Here is an 18,472-nt window from a genome sequence, read left to right on the forward strand (position 1 = left end):
GATGCGCTCCGACTACATCCTCACCCTGTCCTGCCCCGACCGCACCGGTATCGTCTATCGCGTGACCGGGCTGCTGTTCGATCTGGCCTGCAACATTCTCGACGCGCAGCAGTTCGGCGACGACGAAAGCGGGCGGTTCTTTCTGCGCGTGCATTTCCACAAGCCGGCAAAGACCGAGATTGCCGCCCTCGAACAGCGCTTCGCGGCGCTGGCCGACGAATTCCAGATGGACTGGCAACTGCACGATGCCCGCCGCCGCGCGCGCCTGCTGGTGCTGGTGAGCAAGCAGGGCCATTGCCTCAACGATCTGCTGTTCCGCATGCATAGCCGGCAGCTGCCGGTGGAAATTGCCGCGGTGGTCTCCAATCACACCGATTTTGCAGCGCTGGCCGCCTCCTACGGCATCCCCTTCCATCATTTACCGGTGAGCGCCGACACGCGCGCCGCACAGGAAGCGCAACTGCTCACGTTGGTGGACGACCTGCAGATCGATCTGGTGGTGCTGGCGCGTTACATGCAGATCCTGTCGCCGGAACTGTGCCGTGCACTGGCCGGGCGTGCGATCAATATCCATCACAGCTTCCTGCCCAGCTTCAAGGGTGCGCAGCCGTATCACCAGGCGCACGCGCGCGGGGTCAAGATCATCGGCGCCACCGCGCATTACGTCACCGAAGATCTGGACGAAGGTCCGATCATCGAACAGGACGTCGCCCGCGTCGACCACGCCATGACCCCACGCGACCTGATACGCCTGGGCAGCGACACCGAATCGCTGGTGCTCGCGCGTGCGGTGCGCCGCCACGTCGAACATCGCATCGTGCTGAATGGACATCGCACGGTGGTATTTCGGTAAGGCCGGGAATGGGGAATGGGGAGTTGCAAAATCAAAGGCGGTAGCCTTGCTCCGCACGTTTCACAATTTGAAGTGAAACGAGGGGAGTCAAAAGCGGGAGTAGGCGAAAGATCACTCAACAGCGCAACGCTTCTGCTCTAACGATTCGCCATTCCCAATTCCCCTTTCACGGCTCAAAGCGATACCCCGCGCCATACACCGAGCGGACCCAGTCCTCGCCGCCCGCATCGGCGAGCTTGCGGCGTAGGTTTTTGACATGGCTGTCGACGGTGCGGTCGGTAACGATGCGGCGGTCGGCGTAGAGCCGGCCCATCAGTTGCTCGCGCGAGTAGACACGGCCGGGCGCGGCGGCGAGGGTGCGCAGCAGACGGAACTCGACCTGGGTCAGATCCAGGTCGCGGCCATGCACGCTGGCGCGGCAGGCGTGTTCATCGATGCGCAGGCCCGGCGCTGGCGCGCCGTTGGGATCGTGGCGATGGCGGCCAACGACTGACTCACGGTGGCCGCCGATCAACAGCGTCTGGCGCTCGCGCAGCAAACGCTGGACAGCCAACGCAAGACGCTGCGTCTGACCGAGTTGCAGCACGATAACGGGATCGTCTCCGGGCTGGATCTGGCGCAGATCCAGACCAGCGTGGAAGGCGCGCGCGCTGACGTGGCCAATTACTCCACCCAGCTGGCGCAGTCGCGCAATGCCTTGAATCTGGTGGTGGGCACATCGGTGCCGGCTGCGTTACTGCCTGACAGCGATGCGATTGAGACCGGTGTAGCGCTGGCGCCATTGCCTGCGCTGCTGGAATCGCGTGTGTTGTTGCAGCGCCCGGACGTGCTGTCGGCCGAACACACGCTCAAGGCCGCCAATGCAGATATCGGCGCAGCACGCGCGGCGTTATTCCCCACCATCTCGTTGACCGCCGATGTCGGGCGCGGCAGCGACGCGTTATCCAATCTGTTCGATGGCGACCACACATGGTCGTTCTCGCCCAGCGTGAGCTTGCCGATCTTCCGCGCCGGTGCCTTGAAGGCCGAGTTGGATGTGGCCAGGCTCAAAAGGACATCACCGTTGCGCAGTACGAACTGGCGATCCAGACCGCCTTTAGTGAAGTGGCTGATGCGCTCGCCGAACGCATGCAACTTGAAGAACGGATGGATGCGCAGCGCGCCATAGTGGCGGCAGCACAACGTGGCTTCAGCCTATCGGATGCGCGCTATCGCAATGGCGTGGACAGTTATCTGGTGGCACTGGATGCACAGCGCACGTTCTACAGCGCGCAGCAGACACTGATCAGCTTGCGGCTCACCGAAGCGAGCAATCGGGTGACCTTGTACAAGGTGCTCGGTGGCGGTGCCGATGCACAATCGGCCGTGGTATCAACCCAAGCCCCGGCGCCGACCATGCAAGGCTAACGCCGGTTGCAACGCGATGGCCAGCGCCCGCACCGGCCATCGCAAAGCAGATCAATCTGCATTACCTCGCCGCATTTGCATTCATCACCGCATTGCGGTCGGCATCCAGATACTGCGCCGGGTCGCGCATGCCGGTGGTGTGGCATTGGCCAGTGGTATGGCCAAGATTGACGCCGCCCGGCAGCTGCGCGTTGACCTCCTCCACAACCCCATCTTCGGGGTCTTTCAAGACAAGGTCCGAAGCAGCGTTGCAGTAGTCGTTGGTGTACCACTTCTTGCTCTTGGCGAAGGAGGTGGTGTAGTAGTTCACCTTGGCGCGTGCATCGGGCGGAATTCCGGCCAGCCAGGCCTTGGCGCCGTCGTAGGTCATGTCGGTGTTGCTACCGCAGCCCTCACCGAACCTCGACCCTGCCGTGGCCAGTACGCCGGCCATATTGGTGCCCTGATACGGTGTACCCACCGATTGCATCACCCGTCCGCCGGTCGCTTTATCCAGCCCGCTCCAGTAGTAGGTGTACAGATGCAGCGCGGCCATGCCGCCCTGGCTGTGCGCTACCGTGGAGAACGACGACCATTGGCTGGCGAACTGTGCAAGCAGCTGCGCGAACTGGTCGTTGCTGCGGTTCTGCTTGGGATCCAGGAAGGTCGATGCATTGGTGAACTGGGCCTGTGGCCACACGCCGTTGGAGCAATAACCGTGCACCAGCACCAGTTGCGAACCGGCGGCCTGTGGCTGCGCCGTCGCCATCGCAGATGCCAATGCGCTCGGGCGCGGGCCCATGCGCATGCTTTCGTCGATCGCGGTGCTGGCGCGGGCGATGCTGACACGTCGTAGCGCGGGCACTTGCAACGGCAGCGTGCCGGCCTGCACCAGCGGAATGTAATGGTCCGGGTCTTCGATGCGCAGGCTGCGCAGCGTAAACGGTGCCCGCGCACCTGCACGCGCAATCCAGCGTTCGTCCAGGCTCAATGGCAACTGGCCTTGTTGGGGTGTCAGCATGCCGCCGATCCAGGCCACCGGTAAGTCCTTGCCCTTGGCATCGGTGCCCCACACCTGGCCGAACACGCGGTAATGCGATGGTGCCTTGCCACGCGCAGCGACCGGTAGCGCAATCGTCAGCCGCGTGCCTTCTGCAGCGCGCGCGCTAAGGGCATTGCCGAGCAGACGCAGCGACGTATCCAGCACCGGTAGCACATGTTCGCTGGTCCGCACGAAAGCCTGCCCTGCCTGGTCATGCCCACGCACGATCACCTGCGCAATCCAGGTGCCCTCGCTGGTGGGTTGGAACGTGCCGCCGTACACGCCATCGCCAGCGGCGCCATCATCATGCTTGCCATCATCGGCCATTGGCAGGTTGCGGATGCCACCTTGCGGATCGATCACACGCAAGCTCGCTTCGTCGATCTTCCCAGCCTGCGCGGCCAGCAATGTGGCACCGCTTGCATCGTTGCCGCTGAGCAGCGCATTGAGCGTGAGCGACTGGCCAACCTGTTGCTGACGATTGCGCAGGTACGAGGCGAGCTGCGTGCGCTCATCACCTTCCATCAACACATAGCCGCGCTGCGCCACCGGCGAGGCCGACTGCAGTGTCAGCGACCAGTTGCCGTTTGGTGCGGACTCCACGGCGTAACGCATGCCACTGGTGCCGTTCTCTGCGCTACCCAGCAACGTGCGCTGCGCCTGTAGCGGCGTTGCCACCGCAGCGGTGCGTGCGCCAGCAACCGCAGGTGCAGCCACTGCCGCATCCCAGACCTGATCGCCGGACAGCACCATGAAGCGCAGGTGCCCGTTTTCCACCGGCAAGCTGCCTTGCCAGCGCGCGGATTGACCGGCCGGTGCCAGTTCCACCGGCAGCAACGCACTCTTGGACAAGATAGCCGATTCGGCCGGATCGGGCGCACGCATCTGCGCGAAATCTTCCGGTGGGCCAGCCAGTTGTTTGGGCTGCAACTCGCCCGCCGCAAGCGGAGCGGAGAACAATGAGAGGGAGCACAACAGTGAAAGCAGCGGCGGCTTCGGCATGGCAAGATCTTCCTGTGAGCGTTGCAGAAACAATGCCCTCGCGCAGGGCAACGACATCGGATGGAGCGCTCCCTCGCCGTGATTGCCGACCAGAATGCCGCGCTCCTGCGACAAGTCTGCTGGCGCTGCAATACCTAACGCGCAGTAAGCGCTTCGCTACAAACTAAAGAACACAGCTTATGAACAGGATCGCGGACGAGACGTCCTTCATGAGAGAGGAGAGGGGGGGCGAACGGCGACGCCATTACTTTTCCACACGCATTGCGAATTCTGCCGCAGTGAATAACACGCCTGAGCCAACGCTGCATGAAGCACATCCAGCGGCTCTAATTCATGCCGGCCTTGCTACTCACTGATAGCCCAATTAGTCGCGGTGTAACGGTCTCAAGCCAGTGTTGATTTGCAACCGGCATTAGCGGGCTTCAGGGCCGATCCGCTCGGACGGCGCTGATGCGATCTTGTGGCGCGTTGCGCGAACGATAGTGCGCAACCCACTCCACAGACTGGGCGATGCCGCCGAAGGGAAAGACGTGCAGGCGGATATCTCCATGCGCTTCCGTCAGGCAGCTGACAAGGCGATCGACAAAGCGATCCGGCCCTGCGTTGCCGAATAACTTGCCAATCGAGATGCCATAGTTCGAGAGCACTGACGCGCAGACGCCGACACCGCAGCTTGCCGCATAGCGTGCAAGTACGGCGACACTGGCCGGACCAGGCACGCCCACACGCACCGGATGCGTCATGCCACGCGCGCGCAGCGCTTCCACCCACGTCACCACCATGTCCGCATCGAACCCGAACTGCGTCACGATCACGGCTGCCATACCGCGCTCTTCGATGCTGCGGCACTTGCGTTCCAGCACATCCCATTGCTCTGCCGTATGCATGATCGGATGTCCCTCAGGGTGACCTGCTACGCCGATGGTGCGGATACCTGCGCGTTCAAACACGCCGGTATCGATCAGAGACAGGCTGTCGGCAAACGGTCCCTTCGGAGTAGACGGATCACCTGCGATCACAAAGCAGCGTGTGACGCCGGCCTCATCGACCAGGCGCGCGACAAATGCCTGCAGTTCGTCAAGCGACGTCATGCGGCGTGCAGAAAGATGCGGCATGGGTTCGAAGCCAAGCCCGCGCACCATCTGTGCTGCGGCCAGCCGCGCAGCGTCGTTCTGGCCTGGCAAGTAGGGAATGAACATGGTGGAGCCAGGTAGCATGCGCGGCGCCGCTTTGGTCAGCGCGCCGATGTCCTTGACGCTGACCTCCAGCGAATAGGCGTCAGCGATTGTGTTGGCGAGGCTCGGCGTGTCTGTAGACATCATGGGTATTGCAATCTTGTCATGATGATTGGGTGGCTTCGGCATGGCGCGGCGCTCTGGTCGAGCAGGAAAGGAACCTGAAATTCAGGCGCGGTCGCCGCTAACTGGCGCAAGACTCAGTCTTGCGGCTCGTCATCGCCATAGAACTTCACGCCGAGTTGAATGCGCTTGCGACCGCTGTCTACACGATGCCGATTGGTGTCGCGCAGGGAGTACACGCAGCCGCAGTATTCCTGCTGATAGAAGTTTTCGCGCTTGCTGATCTCGACCATGCGCGAGGCACCACCGCCCTTGCGCCAGTTGTACTCCCAGTAGAGCAGGCCGGGATACCTGGCCGCTGCGCGGACGCCGCAGTCGTTGATTTGCTGCATGTTCTTCCAACGTGAGATGCCCAGCGAACTGGTGATCACCGGAAAGCCGTGTTCGTGGGCATACAGCGCGGTACGTTCAAAGCGCATGTCGAAGCACATCGTGCAGCGCACGCCGCGCTCTGGCTCGTTCTCCATGCCGCGTGCCCGCTCGAACCAGTTATCTCGATCGTAATCCGCGTCGATGAAGGGCACGCCGAACTGTTCGGCAAAGCGGACGTTCTCGTCCTTGCGCAACTCGTATTCCTTGCGCGGATGAATGTTGGGGTTGTAGAAAAAGATGGTGTAGTCGATGCCGGACGCCAGCATCGCCTCCATCACTTCGCCAGAGCACGGCGCGCAGCAGGAATGCAGCAACACCTTGGTGTGGCCGTCAGGCAGTGGAAGTGGCGTGCGCTCGGTCGTTGCATCCATCAGTTGGGTCCTCGCGTGTAGGTGCTGGCATTGGCTGGCGCGCGCGCCAGTTTGATAAAGGCGCGCAGGTAATCGATCGCGATATCCGACTCGCGTGCGCCCAGATAGATCTGTTTGGGAATGCCGCCTGCGCCCAGCCGGACCGGCACCACGTCCATCCTGGCCGCATATTCCTCCACCAGCCAGCGCGGCATGGCGGCCACGCCGCGGCCACTGGCCACCATCTGCATCATGATGTCGGTGGTTTCGATGGCCTTGTGGCGCCGGGGCGTGACACCGGCCGGCAGCAGGAACTGGCTGTAGATATCCAGGCGTTCGAGATCCACCGGGTAGCTGATCAGCACCTCGCGCGTCAGCTGCTGCGGCTTGACGTAGGCCGCCGAGGCTAGCGCATGGCCCTTGGGCACCACCAGCACCTGCTCATAGTCGAACACCGGCTCGAAGGTGAGCCCCGGCTTGAACAGCGGGTCGGGCGTGACCAGCAGATCGATCTCGTAGCCGAACAGCGCGCCAATGCCACCGAACTGGAATTTCTGCTTCACATCCACATCCACATCTGGCCACGTGGCCAGATACGGCGCAACCAGCTTGAGCAGCCACTGATAGCAGGGATGGCATTCCATGCCGATGCGCAGCGCACCGCGCTCGCCCTGCGCAAACTGCCCCAGCCGCTCTTCGGCCAGATCCAGTTGCGGCAGCACCCGGTTCGCCACCGCCAGCAGGTATTGCCCGGCCTGGGTCAGGCGCAGGCTGCGCCCCTCGCGCAGCCAGATGTCGGTGCCCAGCTGCTGCTCCAGCTTCTTCATGCTGTGGCTCAGCGCCGACTGGGTCAGATTCAGCACGCCTGCGGCAGCGGTCAACGAGCCCTGCTGCTCGACCTGCTGGACGATGGTGAGATGGATGCGCTCAAGCATTCAGATGATCCGAATTCATGGACTGTTGAAATAACACCATTTTACTTCATCGAATGCGAGCCCTAGCATCAGGGTCGTTGTTCAGGCGCTGCCAGGACGCAGGCTCGGACCCAGATATGACCGGTCGATTTCGGGCCTAAACGTTCTTGACGCACTGTACGACTTCCCCACTGATCAGGTTGCCCCGTATGACTGTCAAAGCGCCACACACACTTCGCGTCGTTGCGGTCTCCGGCGGAATGCAACGCCCCTCCAAAGCTGTCGCGCTGGCAGAGCACCTGCTGGAGTTGATCGCCGAGCAGTTGCCGTGCGAGCGCCATTTGGTCGAAATTGGGGCCTTGGCACCGCAGTTCGCTGGCGCGCCCTGGCGCTCACACCTGCCCGACACCGTGGAGCAGGCGCTTGCGCTTGTGGAACAGGCCGACGTGCTGGTGGTGGCAACACCGGTCTACCGCGGTTCCTTCACCGGGCTGTTCAAGCATTTCTTCGATTTCATCGATCAGGATGCCTTGATCGACACGCCCGTGCTGCTCGCCGCAACCGGCGGCAGCGACCGCCATGCGCTGATGATCGATCACCAGCTGCGGCCGCTTTTCAGCTTCTTCCAGGCACGCACCTTGCCGTTGGGCGTTTACGCAACCGACCGGGACTTTCTGGACTACCGCGTGCACAACGAGGCGCTGGCCGAGCGGGCCAGGTTGGCGGTACAGCGGGCATTGCCGTTGATCGAACTTACGCGACATGCGCGGTCCATCAACGCACAAGACGTGGCCGCAGCCTGAGGGCCAACTCGCGGTGGCCAGGCCACCGGATCGGTCGGCAAGCGCGCACTGCTGCACAACCCGGCTTGCATGCCACCGGCATACCCACCTGCGCAGCGACGTACGCGCGTTCCCATCTTAGACACCAGGCATCAGCTCGCAATGACTCAAGACTTGAACTTCACCATCAAGAGCCTGCGCTTCGATGAGGATTACCGTCCCTCGGCTACGACGCGCAACACGACAAATTTCGCCAATCTGGCCAGAGGCCAGCTGCGTCAGGAAAATTTGCGTAACACGCTGGCGATGATTAACAACCGCTTCAACGATCTGGCGCATTGGGATAACGCCAAGCGCGACCGTTATGCGCTGGAGCTGGACATCATCTCGGTTGAAATGAACATCGGCGCGCGCGCGCCAGACGATGGCTTTCCGTTGATCGAGATATTGAAGCCCACTATCGTCGATCAACACACCGGTGCGCGCATCGAGGGCATTGCCGGCAATAATTTTTCTTCCTACGTGCGCGACTACGATTTCAGCGTGCTGCTGCCAGCACACAATCAAGATGCGTCCAGCTTCAACATCCCCGAAGATTTTGGCGATCTGCACGGCAAGCTGTTCAAGCACTTCGTGCATTCGGCCGCGTACACCGTGCGCTTCCAGAAGCCGCCGGTCATCTGCATCAGCGTCTCCACCAGCCGAACCTATCACCGCACCGGCAACCGGCACCCCATCCTGGGCATCGAATACCGGCAGGACGCGTTTTCGCTGACCGATCAGTATTTCGAAAAAATGGGCCTGCAGGTGCGCTATTTCATGCCGCCCAACAGCGTTGCGCCCTTGGCGTTTTATTTTTTCGGCGACCTGCTCGGCGACTACACCAACCTGGAGCTGATCGGCACCATCGCCACGATGGAGACGTTCCAGAAGATCTACCGGCCGGAAATCTACAACGCCAATTCTGCAGCAGGGGCGATCTATCAGCCGAGCCTGAAGCATCAGGATTATTCGTCCACCCAGATCGTCTACGACCGCGAAGAGCGCAGCCAGCTCGCCGTGAAGCAGGGCAAATTCACCGAAGAGCATTTCATCCGGCCCTACGGCAATCTTCTTGAGCAGTGGGCGTCCAGCCACGCTCCCTAATCAACCGAACGCAAGACATCCTCATCATGACAAAGCTGCTCCCCACCTCAACCGCAGGTAGCCTGCCCAAGCCGTCATGGCTTGCCCAGCCAGAGACGCTCTGGTCACCCTGGAAGTTGCAGGACGCGGAACTGATCGAAGGCAAGCAGGACGCATTGCTGTTGGCGCTGCAGGAACAGCAGCATGCCGGCATCGATATCGTGAGCGACGGCGAACAGACCCGCCAGCATTTCGTCACCACCTTCATCGAACACCTCAGCGGTGTCGATTTCGCAAAGCGCGAGACGGTCAGGATTCGCGACCGCTACGACGCCAGCGTGCCGACGGTGGTTGGTGCGGTGAGCCGCCCGCGATCCGTCTTCGTGGACGATGCCAAATTTCTGCGTCAGCAAACGCGTCAGCCGATCAAGTGGGCGCTGCCGGGCCCGATGACGATGATCGACACGCTCTACGATGCGCACTACAAAAGCCGCGAAAAGCTTGCATGGGAATTTGCCAAGATCCTGAATCAGGAAGCCAGGGAACTCGAAGCCGCTGGCGTGGACATCATTCAGTTCGACGAACCTGCCTTCAATGTCTTCTTCGACGAGGTCAACGACTGGGGTGTTGCCACCCTGGAGCGCGCGGTTGAAGGGCTCAACTGCGAGACCGCCGTCCACATCTGCTATGGCTATGGCATCAAGGCCAATACCGACTGGAAGCAGACGCTGGGATCGGAGTGGCGCCAGTACGAAGAGTCGTTTCCCAAGCTGCAAACGTCCTCACTCGACATCATCTCGCTGGAGTGCCACAACTCGCACGTGCCGATCGATTTGATCGAACTGGTGCGCGGCAAGAAGGTGATGGTCGGCGCCATCGACGTAGCAAGCACCACAATCGAAACACCGCAGGAAGTAGCCGAGACACTGCGTAAAGCGCTGCGCTTCGTCGATGCCGACAAGCTCTACCCTTCGACTAACTGCGGCATGGCGCCGCTCGCCCGACATGTCGCGCGCGGCAAGCTCAATGCGCTCAGTGCAGGTGCGCAGATCGTGCGTGGAGAGCTGTCAGCTTAGAGCCGCTGACGCGGCGATTGCGCGAAGCGCTGCACGGGCAGGGCAGAGGCACGGAATCGGTCTGTGCTGTGCGTGTACGTCGTCTAGCTGATCGTCAGCGGCTGTGCGCAGCCCTTGCGCGAAGTGCCGTCACGCCATCGCCATGCATAGCGCACCACTGCAGGCCAACGTCTTCCACCGCACCGTGCATGACACGCGAAAACATCTCACTCGATGCGCTGCCGGCTTCGGCCTGCATGCAACGCGGTCAGTAACGGCACCAGCAATGAGGTGACGATCACCGCGCTGGCCACCAGCGCAGTGGCCGCCGGTGCGGCCGGTGCGAACTGCGGCGCCATGCCGGCAATCAAGGCCGGCGTGGCCACGGCGGCACCTGCGGTGCTGGAGGCGGCCACTCCTGCCGTGCCATCGCCGCCGCCGAGCCAGCGGTCGGCCAGCAACAAAGGCAGCCCGGTGATCAGGATGACCGCGACGCCCAGCAACACTCCGCTCGCGCCGGTGTGCACAATGGTCGACAGATCCAACGTGTTGCCCAGCGCAAAGCCGAAAAAAGGCACCAGCGTCTGGGTTGCCTGCGCGAAGAACTGCCGCAATTCCGCATCGAGATTGCCGAGCGCAAAGCCGAGCAATAGCGGCAGCACCGCGCCGACGAACAGCTGTGGTTCGAACGTGGCCAGACCACTGGCGCCCAGGATCAGCATGGAGATCAGCGGGCCGGATTCCAGCGACATCAGCACCACCGCACCGGCGTCTTCGCTGCTGCCGTATTGCTGCATCAACGCTGCGTAGAGTCCGCCGTTGGTCATGTCCATCGCCGCCACCAGCGCCAGGACCGACAGCCCGGTCAACGGCCCGCTTGGCACACCAGCGATGGGTAGTAGCGGTGCGCAGACAATCGCGACGAGCCAGGCCACCGCGATCTTGGTCAGCACCAGGCTGCCCGAACGGCGCAACACGCGGCCGGAGGCGCGCAGCTGGATGGTGGCCCCCATGCAGAAGAACCACACCGCCAGGATCGGGACGGTGCCGCTGATCAAGCCGTTGCTGAAGGAACCCAATGTGCTGCCGGCCTGGGGCCAGAGCGTGTGGCACAGCGCCCCCAGTAGAAGGGGGACCAACATCATCCCGCCGGGAAGCCGCTCTACTGTGGCCTTGAGACGCATGCGCGATCCAGTGAGCGCGTCGCGCCGCGCGGGCCTGGCAGCATCGCGCAGGCACTAGCGCGCATGCAGATCCCGGCGCGAATGCATGCGGCCGCATGCGAAAGCGCCGGTGATGACCGCCGCAGCAGCCTTCACCGGCACGCACCGACGTTGCTCAGTAGTTGACCTGCAACTGCAAGCGCAGCAAATCGCCTTCCACTACCGGATACGGCGCGGTGCTGACGTCGGTGCGCTTCATCTTTGAATACGCGAACACCAGTTCCAGCGCATCCATTGGCTGCCATTCGACACCGGCTTCCATTTCGTCCAGACGCATGCGCGGGGCATTGGTGTCGAACTTGGAACCGCCGCGGTAGGTCTGCCATTTCAGGTACGGCAACAAGGTGCCGTAGTTGAAGTCGTGCTTGAACATGGCCTGCACATAGCCACCGCTCAGCGAACGGGTGCGGATGCGGCGCTGGGCCACATCCAGTTCTGGGCCACGGCCCACCGTCCACTCGGCCTGCAGGCCGAACGGCTGCGGGTAGTAAATGATGTGCGCGGCCACGCGCTGGTCGGTATAGCCATTGGGCTCGGTGATGGCCGGAGTGAAGCTGCGGCCGCCGATGTTGACTGCTGCCGCAGTCGGCACGAAGCTGCCGGCGTAGGCGTCGGCGCCCACTTCCAGATACTGGCCGTTGGCGAACTTGAACGGGTAGGTGGCGTGCACCACCGCGTGCATGCTGTCGTTACGCTCGAGGCGGTTGGCGCCCTGGCCGTTGTACACACCGGCGCCAATCACGCCGTAATCGCCCGATCCCTTCAGACCGGATTTGACCAGATCCTGGAAGCGGCCCTTGGCCACGGTGGGGCTGTAATAGAACACCGCACCGATGTCGCGTTCGTCGCGCAGGCCAGAGTTGAGTGCGTCGGCGCGATCCAGCGAGAGACGGTTCTGGCTGGACTGCAGGTTTTCCCAGCCATACGGCATTTTCGACTGGCCCACACGTACGCGGTATTCGCGCTTCTTGTCGAAGAAGATATCGGCGTAGGCGTCGCGCAGCTGCGCGAAGTTGGAAGTGGTCGAACCGGTCGGCGTGCTCGCGAAATCCGGCTGGAAATACAGCGACACGTGCTCGTTGAGATCGCCGCTGAGCACCAGGCGTGCACGCCGGATGCCAAGGCTCTGGTCGTTGCCGATAAAACGGTCACCGGGCGCGCGCAGGTCTTGTGCATCGCCGCCGATGCCCTGGTTGTAGCGAATCTGGGTGTAGCCGCGCAGGCTGAGTTTGTCGTACCACTTTTTGCTCGCCTCACCGGGCTTGGCCGGCGCTGGCGCTGCGACCGGGGCAGGCGCTGGCGCGGCCTGGGCAATGGCGGTGTCGGCGGGCATGGCCGCGCCGGGCGCGGGCGGCAGCGGTTGTGCAGGCGCAGCGGGCATCGCCGAGGCCGGCAGCTTGCCGTTTTCATCTACCTGCACGAAGGTGCCCAGCTTGTCGCGGCCCGGTGCCGGCTCGGCGAAGATCTGCTTGGTCTTGCGGTCGACGTACAGCTCCAGCTCGGCGGCCAGCGTGCCACCGCTGGCAGTGGCGCTGAGGGCGCACAGAACAGTGGCGAGATTACGTTTTTTCATTGGTCAGGCTCGTGCAATGGAAACGTGTCGGCGGCTGCGTCGATCCGGCACTGCACTGGCCGGCTGCACGGCGTGGAGGCGCCTGCCAGGGCGCCCGTCGTCCTGACGTCGCGGCAATGGCAGCAGTTATATTTAGATTTGATGTCAGTTTGGTGACACCCGCTGACATCGCTGATGCGGCCCTTGCGTCACCGTCGTATCGGGGCGATGGCAGTCGTGTCACCAACCTGAGGCAAGCCCAGCTGCGCGCGGCGTGGCTGAGGTGGACGGGTCGAACTGCATGCGGGAATGCGCGGTCGTGGCATGACGGAGATCGCGCGCGGGTCATCCATGCTTTGGACGTTGCGCATCCCGATGGCTGCGCGGTATTGCATGCAAAATGCGCCAGCGTGCGTGGGTGCGATGGTGTGGGCCTGCGCCGCCGTCGTGTTTCGGCAAGCACGTGCAATTGGGAGGGACATCAGCACGCACGCTGCCATGTGCTGCGCCAGGAGTGTGCCGTTCAGTGTCCAGGCTGTCCAAGCGCCCAGCGCTATCAGTAACCCAGTGCTGCATCGGCTCGATCGCAGCATCAAATGCGGATCAACCGTGGTACGCGCGGTAATTGATCGGCAGCTAACGCGCTGCCACTGCCGATCGCCTCGCCCAATGCCGCTGGCACAGCGCACTGACGATGACCGCGACACACGCAACCACGCCGACCGACCGGCCAACGCCATCGGTTGCATGGGGTGATGCGCCACGCAGTTCGCCGTGATCCCAAGCGGCCACGGCGAACATCTCAACGATGAGCGAACCACCGCGTGCCGAATATCTCGGCAACGCAGTGGTATCAGCCGCGCCTCAGTGCGCTGCGAGTGCCGCAGCCACTGCGTCGCGCAGTGGCGTAGTGGGGCGGCCGATCAGCCGGCTCAGCGTATGGCTGTCATCGAACAGGTCGCCGCCGCGCGAGGCCGCCGAGCACTGCGCGAGCACCTGTGCCAGGCCGGCCGGCAGGCCGATCTGCACCAGCGCTGCCGCGTAATCGGCCTCCGGCAGGTCGTGATAGGCCACTGGCTTGCCCGATTGCTGCGCCACTTCGGCGGCGTACTCGGCCATGCTGAAAGGGGTATCACCAGCCAGCTCGTAGACCTGCCCGGCCTGTGGGGCATCGGAGGCCAGCACCGCTGCAGCCGCCGCGGCATAGTCGGCGCGCGTGGCGGCACTGATCTTGCCCTCGCCCGCACTTCCAATCACCGCGCCGTGGGTGACTGCAGCAGCGATCGAGCCGGTGTAGTTCTGGGTGTACCAGCCATTGCGTAGCAGCACGTGCGGCATGCCGCTCTCGCGCAACAGCGCCTCGGTGGCCACATGCTCGGCGGCCAGCGACAGCGTGCTGGTGTCGGCATGCAGGATGCTCGTGTACGCCAGCAGTTCCACCGCGGCGCGCTTGGCCGCTTCGATCACGTTGCGGTGCTGCGGCACACGCTGGCCCACCGCATTGGACGACACCAGCAACACCCGGCCCACGCCGGCAAAGGCCGTGTCCAGGCTCTGCGGGTCCGCATAGTCGGCCTGACGCACCGCGATGTCGCGTTTTGCGAACTCAACAAGTGACGCGGTGTCCCGAGCCATTGCTACGATGCGGCCGGCAGGTACATGCCCGAGCAGCGCTTCGACAACCAGCGCACCCAACTGCCCGCTGGCGCCGGTGACAAGAATCAAAGGGGATGCAGATGTCATGATGCGCTCCGGTAGGTTCGTATAAGAGATGTTGTCTACTATCTAGACCTCTTTGTCCGCCCGCATAGTGTCAGCGCCGCTCGGACCTCCGCAAGGAGGCAGTTTTGCTCCCCCTGGTTCCCGTGAGATACCCCTGTGAATGCGATTGCCTTATTCCCGCCACCGCCGTCCCTGGAAGGACCCTTCGACGCCACCAAGTGCCCGGTACGCGATGTGCTCGACCAGATCGGCGACAAGTGGACCCTGCTGATCCTGCTGACGCTGGTCCCCGGCCCATCCCGCTTCAGTGCCATCCAGCGTGCCGTGCCGGACATCTCCAAGCGCATGCTCACCCAGACCCTGCGCAACCTCGAGCGCAACGGCATGATCACCCGCAAGGTCTACGCCACCAAACCGCCGAGCGTGGAATATGCGCTGTCCAAGCTGGGCATCGCACTGCTCGGCCCGGTTTCGCAGTTGCTCAACTGGGCGGGCGAACACCACGGCAGCATCCGCGCCGCTCGCGAGCGATTCGATCGCGCGCAGCAGGCGGCAGTGGCGTTGGATCCCGACGAAGCCATGGCATAGGCGCAGCGCTGCGTGCTGCGACGTGAACGAGGCGCTGATCCTGTCGAGCATCGTCTGGCACATGCATGAACTGGCAGCCTTCAAGTGCCGATGTCCAAACCAGTGACATGCAACGTACTTCTTCAAACCACCAATCGCATCCCCCAAGCTGAGACGCGGCTACTGCTGGTATGCCGCTTCGAAGATTTGCCGGTGGCAGGGTGGCGTATTGCCTAGACGTGATCCATCGGTATTCGCTCTCGAAGCGGAAATATCTATGACGGACATCAGAAGATCTGTCTGATGGTGCGCATTTTCTAAGTGGAAAAGCGTTTCACGAGCGTTGACCGTGAGTCCTTGAGCTTCGCGAATTCAGTTGCAGTTTCCACATCAAGCGCGAGATGAATCAGGTTGATTCCGGTCTCTGCAGGCTCATAGCTTTTCTTCACGTCCGATCTCCTCGGCATAGGAAATCGGACTCCAAGGTGAGGCAATACTCAACCTTGGGGAACGTCGCTGACGACTAACCAGGGCGAATGGCTACGAGGTGTCTACAAAAGAATGGGCGATTCAAGACCGTTCGCGATGCATTACGAAGCTTCCGCCGTCTCATACGTTTATTCAGGCATTGCATTAGCATTTTCTGTCTTGACTAGGCAATGAATGACTCACATGGGTAACTGTTTTTCACCAATCTCCGCTGCTGATGGCCGCACTTACAGCCAACCCAACAATCTGCCCCAGCGCCTTGAGCCGGAGCCGACTTTCTCTGAGCAGCACTTCACACCTGTCGATACGCCTGTCGATAGCGGTCCATTGACGGGATTAAGCGGTCGTCCAATCAAGCTTTCGCATCATCGCCTTGCACAAGACGGTGACATGCTTGTCATGATGCCTGTTACCTTCTATCAAGCAGCAAGATCACATGCGCACAATCAGATCAAGGACCGCAGCCAGTCGGCCTTCCCTCTTATTGATGTTGAAAGCGCCACTGCGGGACAAGATAGAGCGTTCGCAATCGATCATTTCACCACTGTCAAGGTGGCTGGTTTCAACTACAACGTGACCAATGATGCGCATACCACGCATCTGTACAGCACTGGCACCAGCTTGCCTAACACCCCGGTCATCACGGACGGTATGGGCGCTTGCATTGCGGTTGCATTTGCGGCTGAACGCATCGATCCAAGCACTAAGCGTCCGATGCCGGGGGCGAAGGTGCGCGTGTTTCATGTCTATCCGTTCTCCAGGCAGGAGCTTGCGCCTGGCGAAGTGATGAAAGCCATCCAGCGCTATATCGATGAGACCCGGGAGGATGGGTTGGCACTGCGCGTTGCAATGCACGGCGGATTGAGCGATAGCGAGTCCTCAATAGCGACAGCCAGCGCGTTGCGTACGCTGTTTGACAGCCAACAGGTGCCAGTAGAGTTTGATGAGACATGCGAAAAACGGATAGAGGAGACCCCCCTTGGTGCAGTCATCAATGATGACTATTCGGTCGACTTCATCACGCAGCTCGTCGCTGCGGAATAGTGCCGCGATTGCCAAGCTGTGCAACCCGGGCGCTGACCCTGCAGGCTCAGCGAATGCCTTGCATCAGATCGGTGGCGCCAGTCCTCGGCCATGCGCCACACCTCGCCGAGCGTAGTAAGCACATGACTAACGCCCGAATTAAGCCGTGCCGCAAGGTGGCATCGGCTTGAATGATGAGATGGACTCCTCCCGCGTCGCCACACGGCCTCGTGGGCCACACTGAAGCTTGTAGGTTTCAGTCACGGGATCACGAGAGGAGCCCAAGACATGCATGCTACGACTGTTGCGATCGCGCAATCACCAAACGCGGGGATCCCTACGTGCGCACGCTGCTGATCCACGGCGCACTCGCCACTGATGCGGCAACGCGCCGGCCATCCACTGGATCCTCTACAGGCCTGGGCGCTGCAATTGCAGCAGCGCCAGGGCCACAACAAGGCCGCAGTCGGCGTGGCCAACAAGCTCGCCCGCAGGCTGTGGGCGCTTGATCACCATGGCGCGGCCTTCGATGCGCGCCATGTGAGCCACAAGCCACATGGGGAGCGTCAGCCCATGTGATCAGCAACCTGCCTCAACCCGTTTCAACGCGTCACCGTCAGCAGTGCAGCACGATCAACGTCATGACGAAGGGTTCGGCCCCCGGGTCGGACAAGGCCGATAACAATTCCGACGCACGACGCCGCTTGAACGATAGGCCCCGATCCGCGGATTTCATGATGACCCGAGCACTCAATGCTCAACCAAGGCCGTATACACGACTGCAACCGATCCGCTTCGCCCATCGACGATCACGCTGTGTGCTATTGCAATGGGAGTCCATACATGAATTGTTAGGGCGACAGCCGGCGGCGACGCAGCCTGAGTGCAGCCCAGCCAGCGGGGCCGCCAGCGATGCCACCCCAAATGATTCCATCTGTGAAGCGATACCCAGCAAGGTGCGCCACAACGGCACCCATGACGAAGCCTGAAAGCGAGAACCAGGCAACCATCCGACGGTCCGCCACGGCCAGATCTTTCGCGGCACGCCTGCGACGAATCTTTTCTCGCGCTTCCAGATCCGGCTGAAGTATGGCCTGCGCGATTGCGTCTGCTTGTGACTGATCCATGCACCGATTCCTGAAAAGCGCGCTAGCGCTTGAATTACGTTGTCGCCTGGCCGCGAGACGGGCTTGGCTTGAATGATGAGATGAACTCCTCCCGCGTCGCCACACGGCCTCGTGGGCCACACTGAAGCTTGTAGGTTTCAGTCACGGCATCACGAGAGGAGCCCAAGATAGGCATGCTACGACTGTTGCGATCGATCTGGCAAAAGACGTGTTCGAGCTGGCCTTCGCCGATGCGGCGGGGCGGATTGTGGAGCGTAAGCGGCTGTCTGGCCGTGCATTTTCCCGCTTGTTGGAGAATCGTCCCCGCATAGAGCGTCGCACCCGGCCACGACAAGTTCCGTTCTTACGCTTGAGCGGCGATTGGTTGCAAGCGGCAGGATTTTGGGTAGGCCAGAAAGCACGAGTTCAAGTGACTAAACGTGGTATCACGATCGTGGCCGAAAAGTAATGCGAACGATGCTGTGAGTGGGCAAATATCCGCTCACGGCATTCTGCTTTTTACGGGCCTAACCTTTGACTTAAGCAATCTC

General features: G+C 61.9%; 18 protein-coding genes and 3 pseudogenes. 10 read left to right on the forward strand and 11 right to left on the reverse strand.

The features are described from left to right. Nucleotide 1: 1 nt before the first annotated feature. Nucleotides 2–853, forward strand: coding sequence for a formyltetrahydrofolate deformylase (gene purU, locus KWO_RS01445; protein WP_033006651.1), 852 nt, complete (start codon nucleotides 2–4; stop codon nucleotides 851–853). Between the two features lie 166 nt (nucleotides 854–1,019). Here purU and KWO_RS23490 read toward each other — a convergent pair whose 3' ends face one another. Beyond that, complete coding sequence (locus KWO_RS23490; RefSeq protein ID WP_017113255.1) at nucleotides 1,020–1,262, reverse strand: winged helix-turn-helix domain-containing protein; 243 nt, start codon at nucleotides 1,260–1,262, stop codon at nucleotides 1,020–1,022. Between the two features lie 60 nt (nucleotides 1,263–1,322). On the opposite strand from KWO_RS23490, the pseudogene KWO_RS01455 reads away from it, so the two are divergent. Continuing rightward, nucleotides 1,323–2,260: pseudogene (locus tag KWO_RS01455) on the forward strand (efflux transporter outer membrane subunit); the annotation flags it as partial. Between the two features lie 61 nt (nucleotides 2,261–2,321). Here the strand turns inward: KWO_RS01455 and KWO_RS01460 are convergent. The 4 genes from KWO_RS01460 to KWO_RS01475 form a co-directional block, all read right to left on the reverse strand. Next, nucleotides 2,322–4,283: a choice-of-anchor X domain-containing protein gene (locus tag KWO_RS01460; protein WP_026112151.1), complete on the reverse strand. Its 1,962-nt coding sequence runs from the start codon at nucleotides 4,281–4,283 to the stop codon at nucleotides 2,322–2,324. Nucleotides 4,284–4,705: 422 nt separating this feature from the next. After that, nucleotides 4,706–5,605, reverse strand: a complete 900-nt coding sequence (locus KWO_RS01465) for a methylenetetrahydrofolate reductase (RefSeq protein WP_010377230.1) — start codon at nucleotides 5,603–5,605, stop codon at nucleotides 4,706–4,708. A gap of 113 nt (nucleotides 5,606–5,718) precedes the next feature. Next, nucleotides 5,719–6,384 (reverse strand): epoxyqueuosine reductase QueH, encoded by a 666-nt coding sequence (locus KWO_RS01470; protein WP_010369060.1) that lies wholly within the window; start codon nucleotides 6,382–6,384, stop codon nucleotides 5,719–5,721. After that, nucleotides 6,384–7,298 (reverse strand): LysR family transcriptional regulator, encoded by a 915-nt coding sequence (locus KWO_RS01475; RefSeq protein WP_010369059.1) that lies wholly within the window; start codon nucleotides 7,296–7,298, stop codon nucleotides 6,384–6,386. Before KWO_RS01475 ends, KWO_RS01470 begins: the two co-directional genes overlap by 1 nt. Before the next feature lie 188 nt (nucleotides 7,299–7,486). Here KWO_RS01475 and msuE point away from each other — a divergent pair, with 188 nt between their 5' ends. The 3 genes from msuE (at nucleotide 7,487) to KWO_RS01490 (ending at nucleotide 10,260) form a co-directional block, all read left to right on the forward strand. Further along, nucleotides 7,487–8,080, forward strand: coding sequence for an FMN reductase (gene msuE, locus KWO_RS01480; protein WP_026112152.1), 594 nt, complete (start codon nucleotides 7,487–7,489; stop codon nucleotides 8,078–8,080). Between the two features lie 141 nt (nucleotides 8,081–8,221). Next, on the forward strand, nucleotides 8,222–9,205 hold the full coding sequence (locus tag KWO_RS01485) for a DUF1852 domain-containing protein (RefSeq protein WP_010369055.1): 984 nt from the start codon (nucleotides 8,222–8,224) through the stop codon (nucleotides 9,203–9,205). A 26-nt stretch (nucleotides 9,206–9,231) separates the two neighbouring features. Continuing rightward, nucleotides 9,232–10,260 (forward strand): methionine synthase, encoded by a 1,029-nt coding sequence (locus tag KWO_RS01490; protein ID WP_010377235.1) that lies wholly within the window; start codon nucleotides 9,232–9,234, stop codon nucleotides 10,258–10,260. Nucleotides 10,261–10,466: 206 nt separating this feature from the next. Here the strand turns inward: KWO_RS01490 and kdgT are convergent, their stop codons facing one another. From kdgT to KWO_RS01510, 3 genes are all read right to left on the reverse strand, one after another. Next, nucleotides 10,467–11,423: a 2-keto-3-deoxygluconate transporter gene (kdgT, locus tag KWO_RS01495; protein WP_026113223.1), complete on the reverse strand. Its 957-nt coding sequence runs from the start codon at nucleotides 11,421–11,423 to the stop codon at nucleotides 10,467–10,469. A gap of 154 nt (nucleotides 11,424–11,577) precedes the next feature. After that, a complete protein-coding gene (locus tag KWO_RS01500; protein ID WP_017113251.1) occupies nucleotides 11,578–13,035 on the reverse strand; it encodes an OprO/OprP family phosphate-selective porin in 1,458 nt (485 codons plus the stop codon). An 843-nt stretch (nucleotides 13,036–13,878) separates the two neighbouring features. Beyond that, nucleotides 13,879–14,757, reverse strand: a complete 879-nt coding sequence (locus KWO_RS01510; RefSeq protein ID WP_017113250.1) for an SDR family oxidoreductase — start codon at nucleotides 14,755–14,757, stop codon at nucleotides 13,879–13,881. Between the two features lie 135 nt (nucleotides 14,758–14,892). Between KWO_RS01510 and KWO_RS01515 the strand changes: the two genes are divergently transcribed. Beyond that, the gene (locus tag KWO_RS01515) at nucleotides 14,893–15,324 is read left to right on the forward strand and encodes a winged helix-turn-helix transcriptional regulator (RefSeq protein WP_010377247.1); all 432 of its coding nucleotides are present in this window, start codon (nucleotides 14,893–14,895) and stop codon (nucleotides 15,322–15,324) included. A gap of 159 nt (nucleotides 15,325–15,483) precedes the next feature. Here KWO_RS01515 and KWO_RS23495 read toward each other — a convergent pair whose 3' ends face one another. Together KWO_RS23495 and KWO_RS23250 are read right to left on the reverse strand one after the other, a co-directional pair. Next, nucleotides 15,484–15,675 carry a DUF4431 domain-containing protein gene (locus tag KWO_RS23495; RefSeq protein WP_113622297.1) on the reverse strand — a complete coding sequence of 64 codons (192 nt, stop codon included), beginning with the start codon at nucleotides 15,673–15,675 and terminating at the stop codon, nucleotides 15,484–15,486. Further along, a complete protein-coding gene (locus tag KWO_RS23250) occupies nucleotides 15,621–15,752 on the reverse strand; it encodes a hypothetical protein (protein WP_010369039.1) in 132 nt (43 codons plus the stop codon). Before KWO_RS23250 ends, KWO_RS23495 begins: the two co-directional genes overlap by 55 nt. A gap of 223 nt (nucleotides 15,753–15,975) precedes the next feature. On the opposite strand from KWO_RS23250, the gene xopAF reads away from it, so the two are divergent. Together xopAF and KWO_RS01530 are read left to right on the forward strand one after the other, a co-directional pair. Further along, nucleotides 15,976–16,836: a XopAF/AvrXv3 family type III secretion system effector gene (gene xopAF, locus KWO_RS01525; protein WP_227479740.1), complete on the forward strand. Its 861-nt coding sequence runs from the start codon at nucleotides 15,976–15,978 to the stop codon at nucleotides 16,834–16,836. Between the two features lie 296 nt (nucleotides 16,837–17,132). Then, nucleotides 17,133–17,394: pseudogene (locus tag KWO_RS01530) on the forward strand (IS110 family transposase); the annotation flags it as partial. Between the two features lie 272 nt (nucleotides 17,395–17,666). Here the strand turns inward: KWO_RS01530 and KWO_RS01535 are convergent. Continuing rightward, complete coding sequence (locus tag KWO_RS01535) at nucleotides 17,667–17,942, reverse strand: hypothetical protein (protein WP_010375059.1); 276 nt, start codon at nucleotides 17,940–17,942, stop codon at nucleotides 17,667–17,669. Nucleotides 17,943–18,090: 148 nt separating this feature from the next. Between KWO_RS01535 and KWO_RS22750 the strand changes: the two are divergent. Both KWO_RS22750 and KWO_RS22825 read left to right on the forward strand, forming a co-directional pair. After that, a pseudogene (locus tag KWO_RS22750) lies at nucleotides 18,091–18,246 on the forward strand (IS110 family transposase); the annotation flags it as partial. Between the two features lie 60 nt (nucleotides 18,247–18,306). Then, entirely contained in the window at nucleotides 18,307–18,390 is an 84-nt protein-coding gene (locus tag KWO_RS22825) for a hypothetical protein (protein WP_238692676.1), read from the forward strand. The last annotated feature ends 82 nt before the right edge of the window (nucleotides 18,391–18,472 follow it).

The organism is Xanthomonas vasicola pv. musacearum NCPPB 4379 (assembly GCF_000277895.2).
Classification (GTDB): Bacteria; Pseudomonadota; Gammaproteobacteria; order Xanthomonadales; family Xanthomonadaceae; genus Xanthomonas; species Xanthomonas vasicola.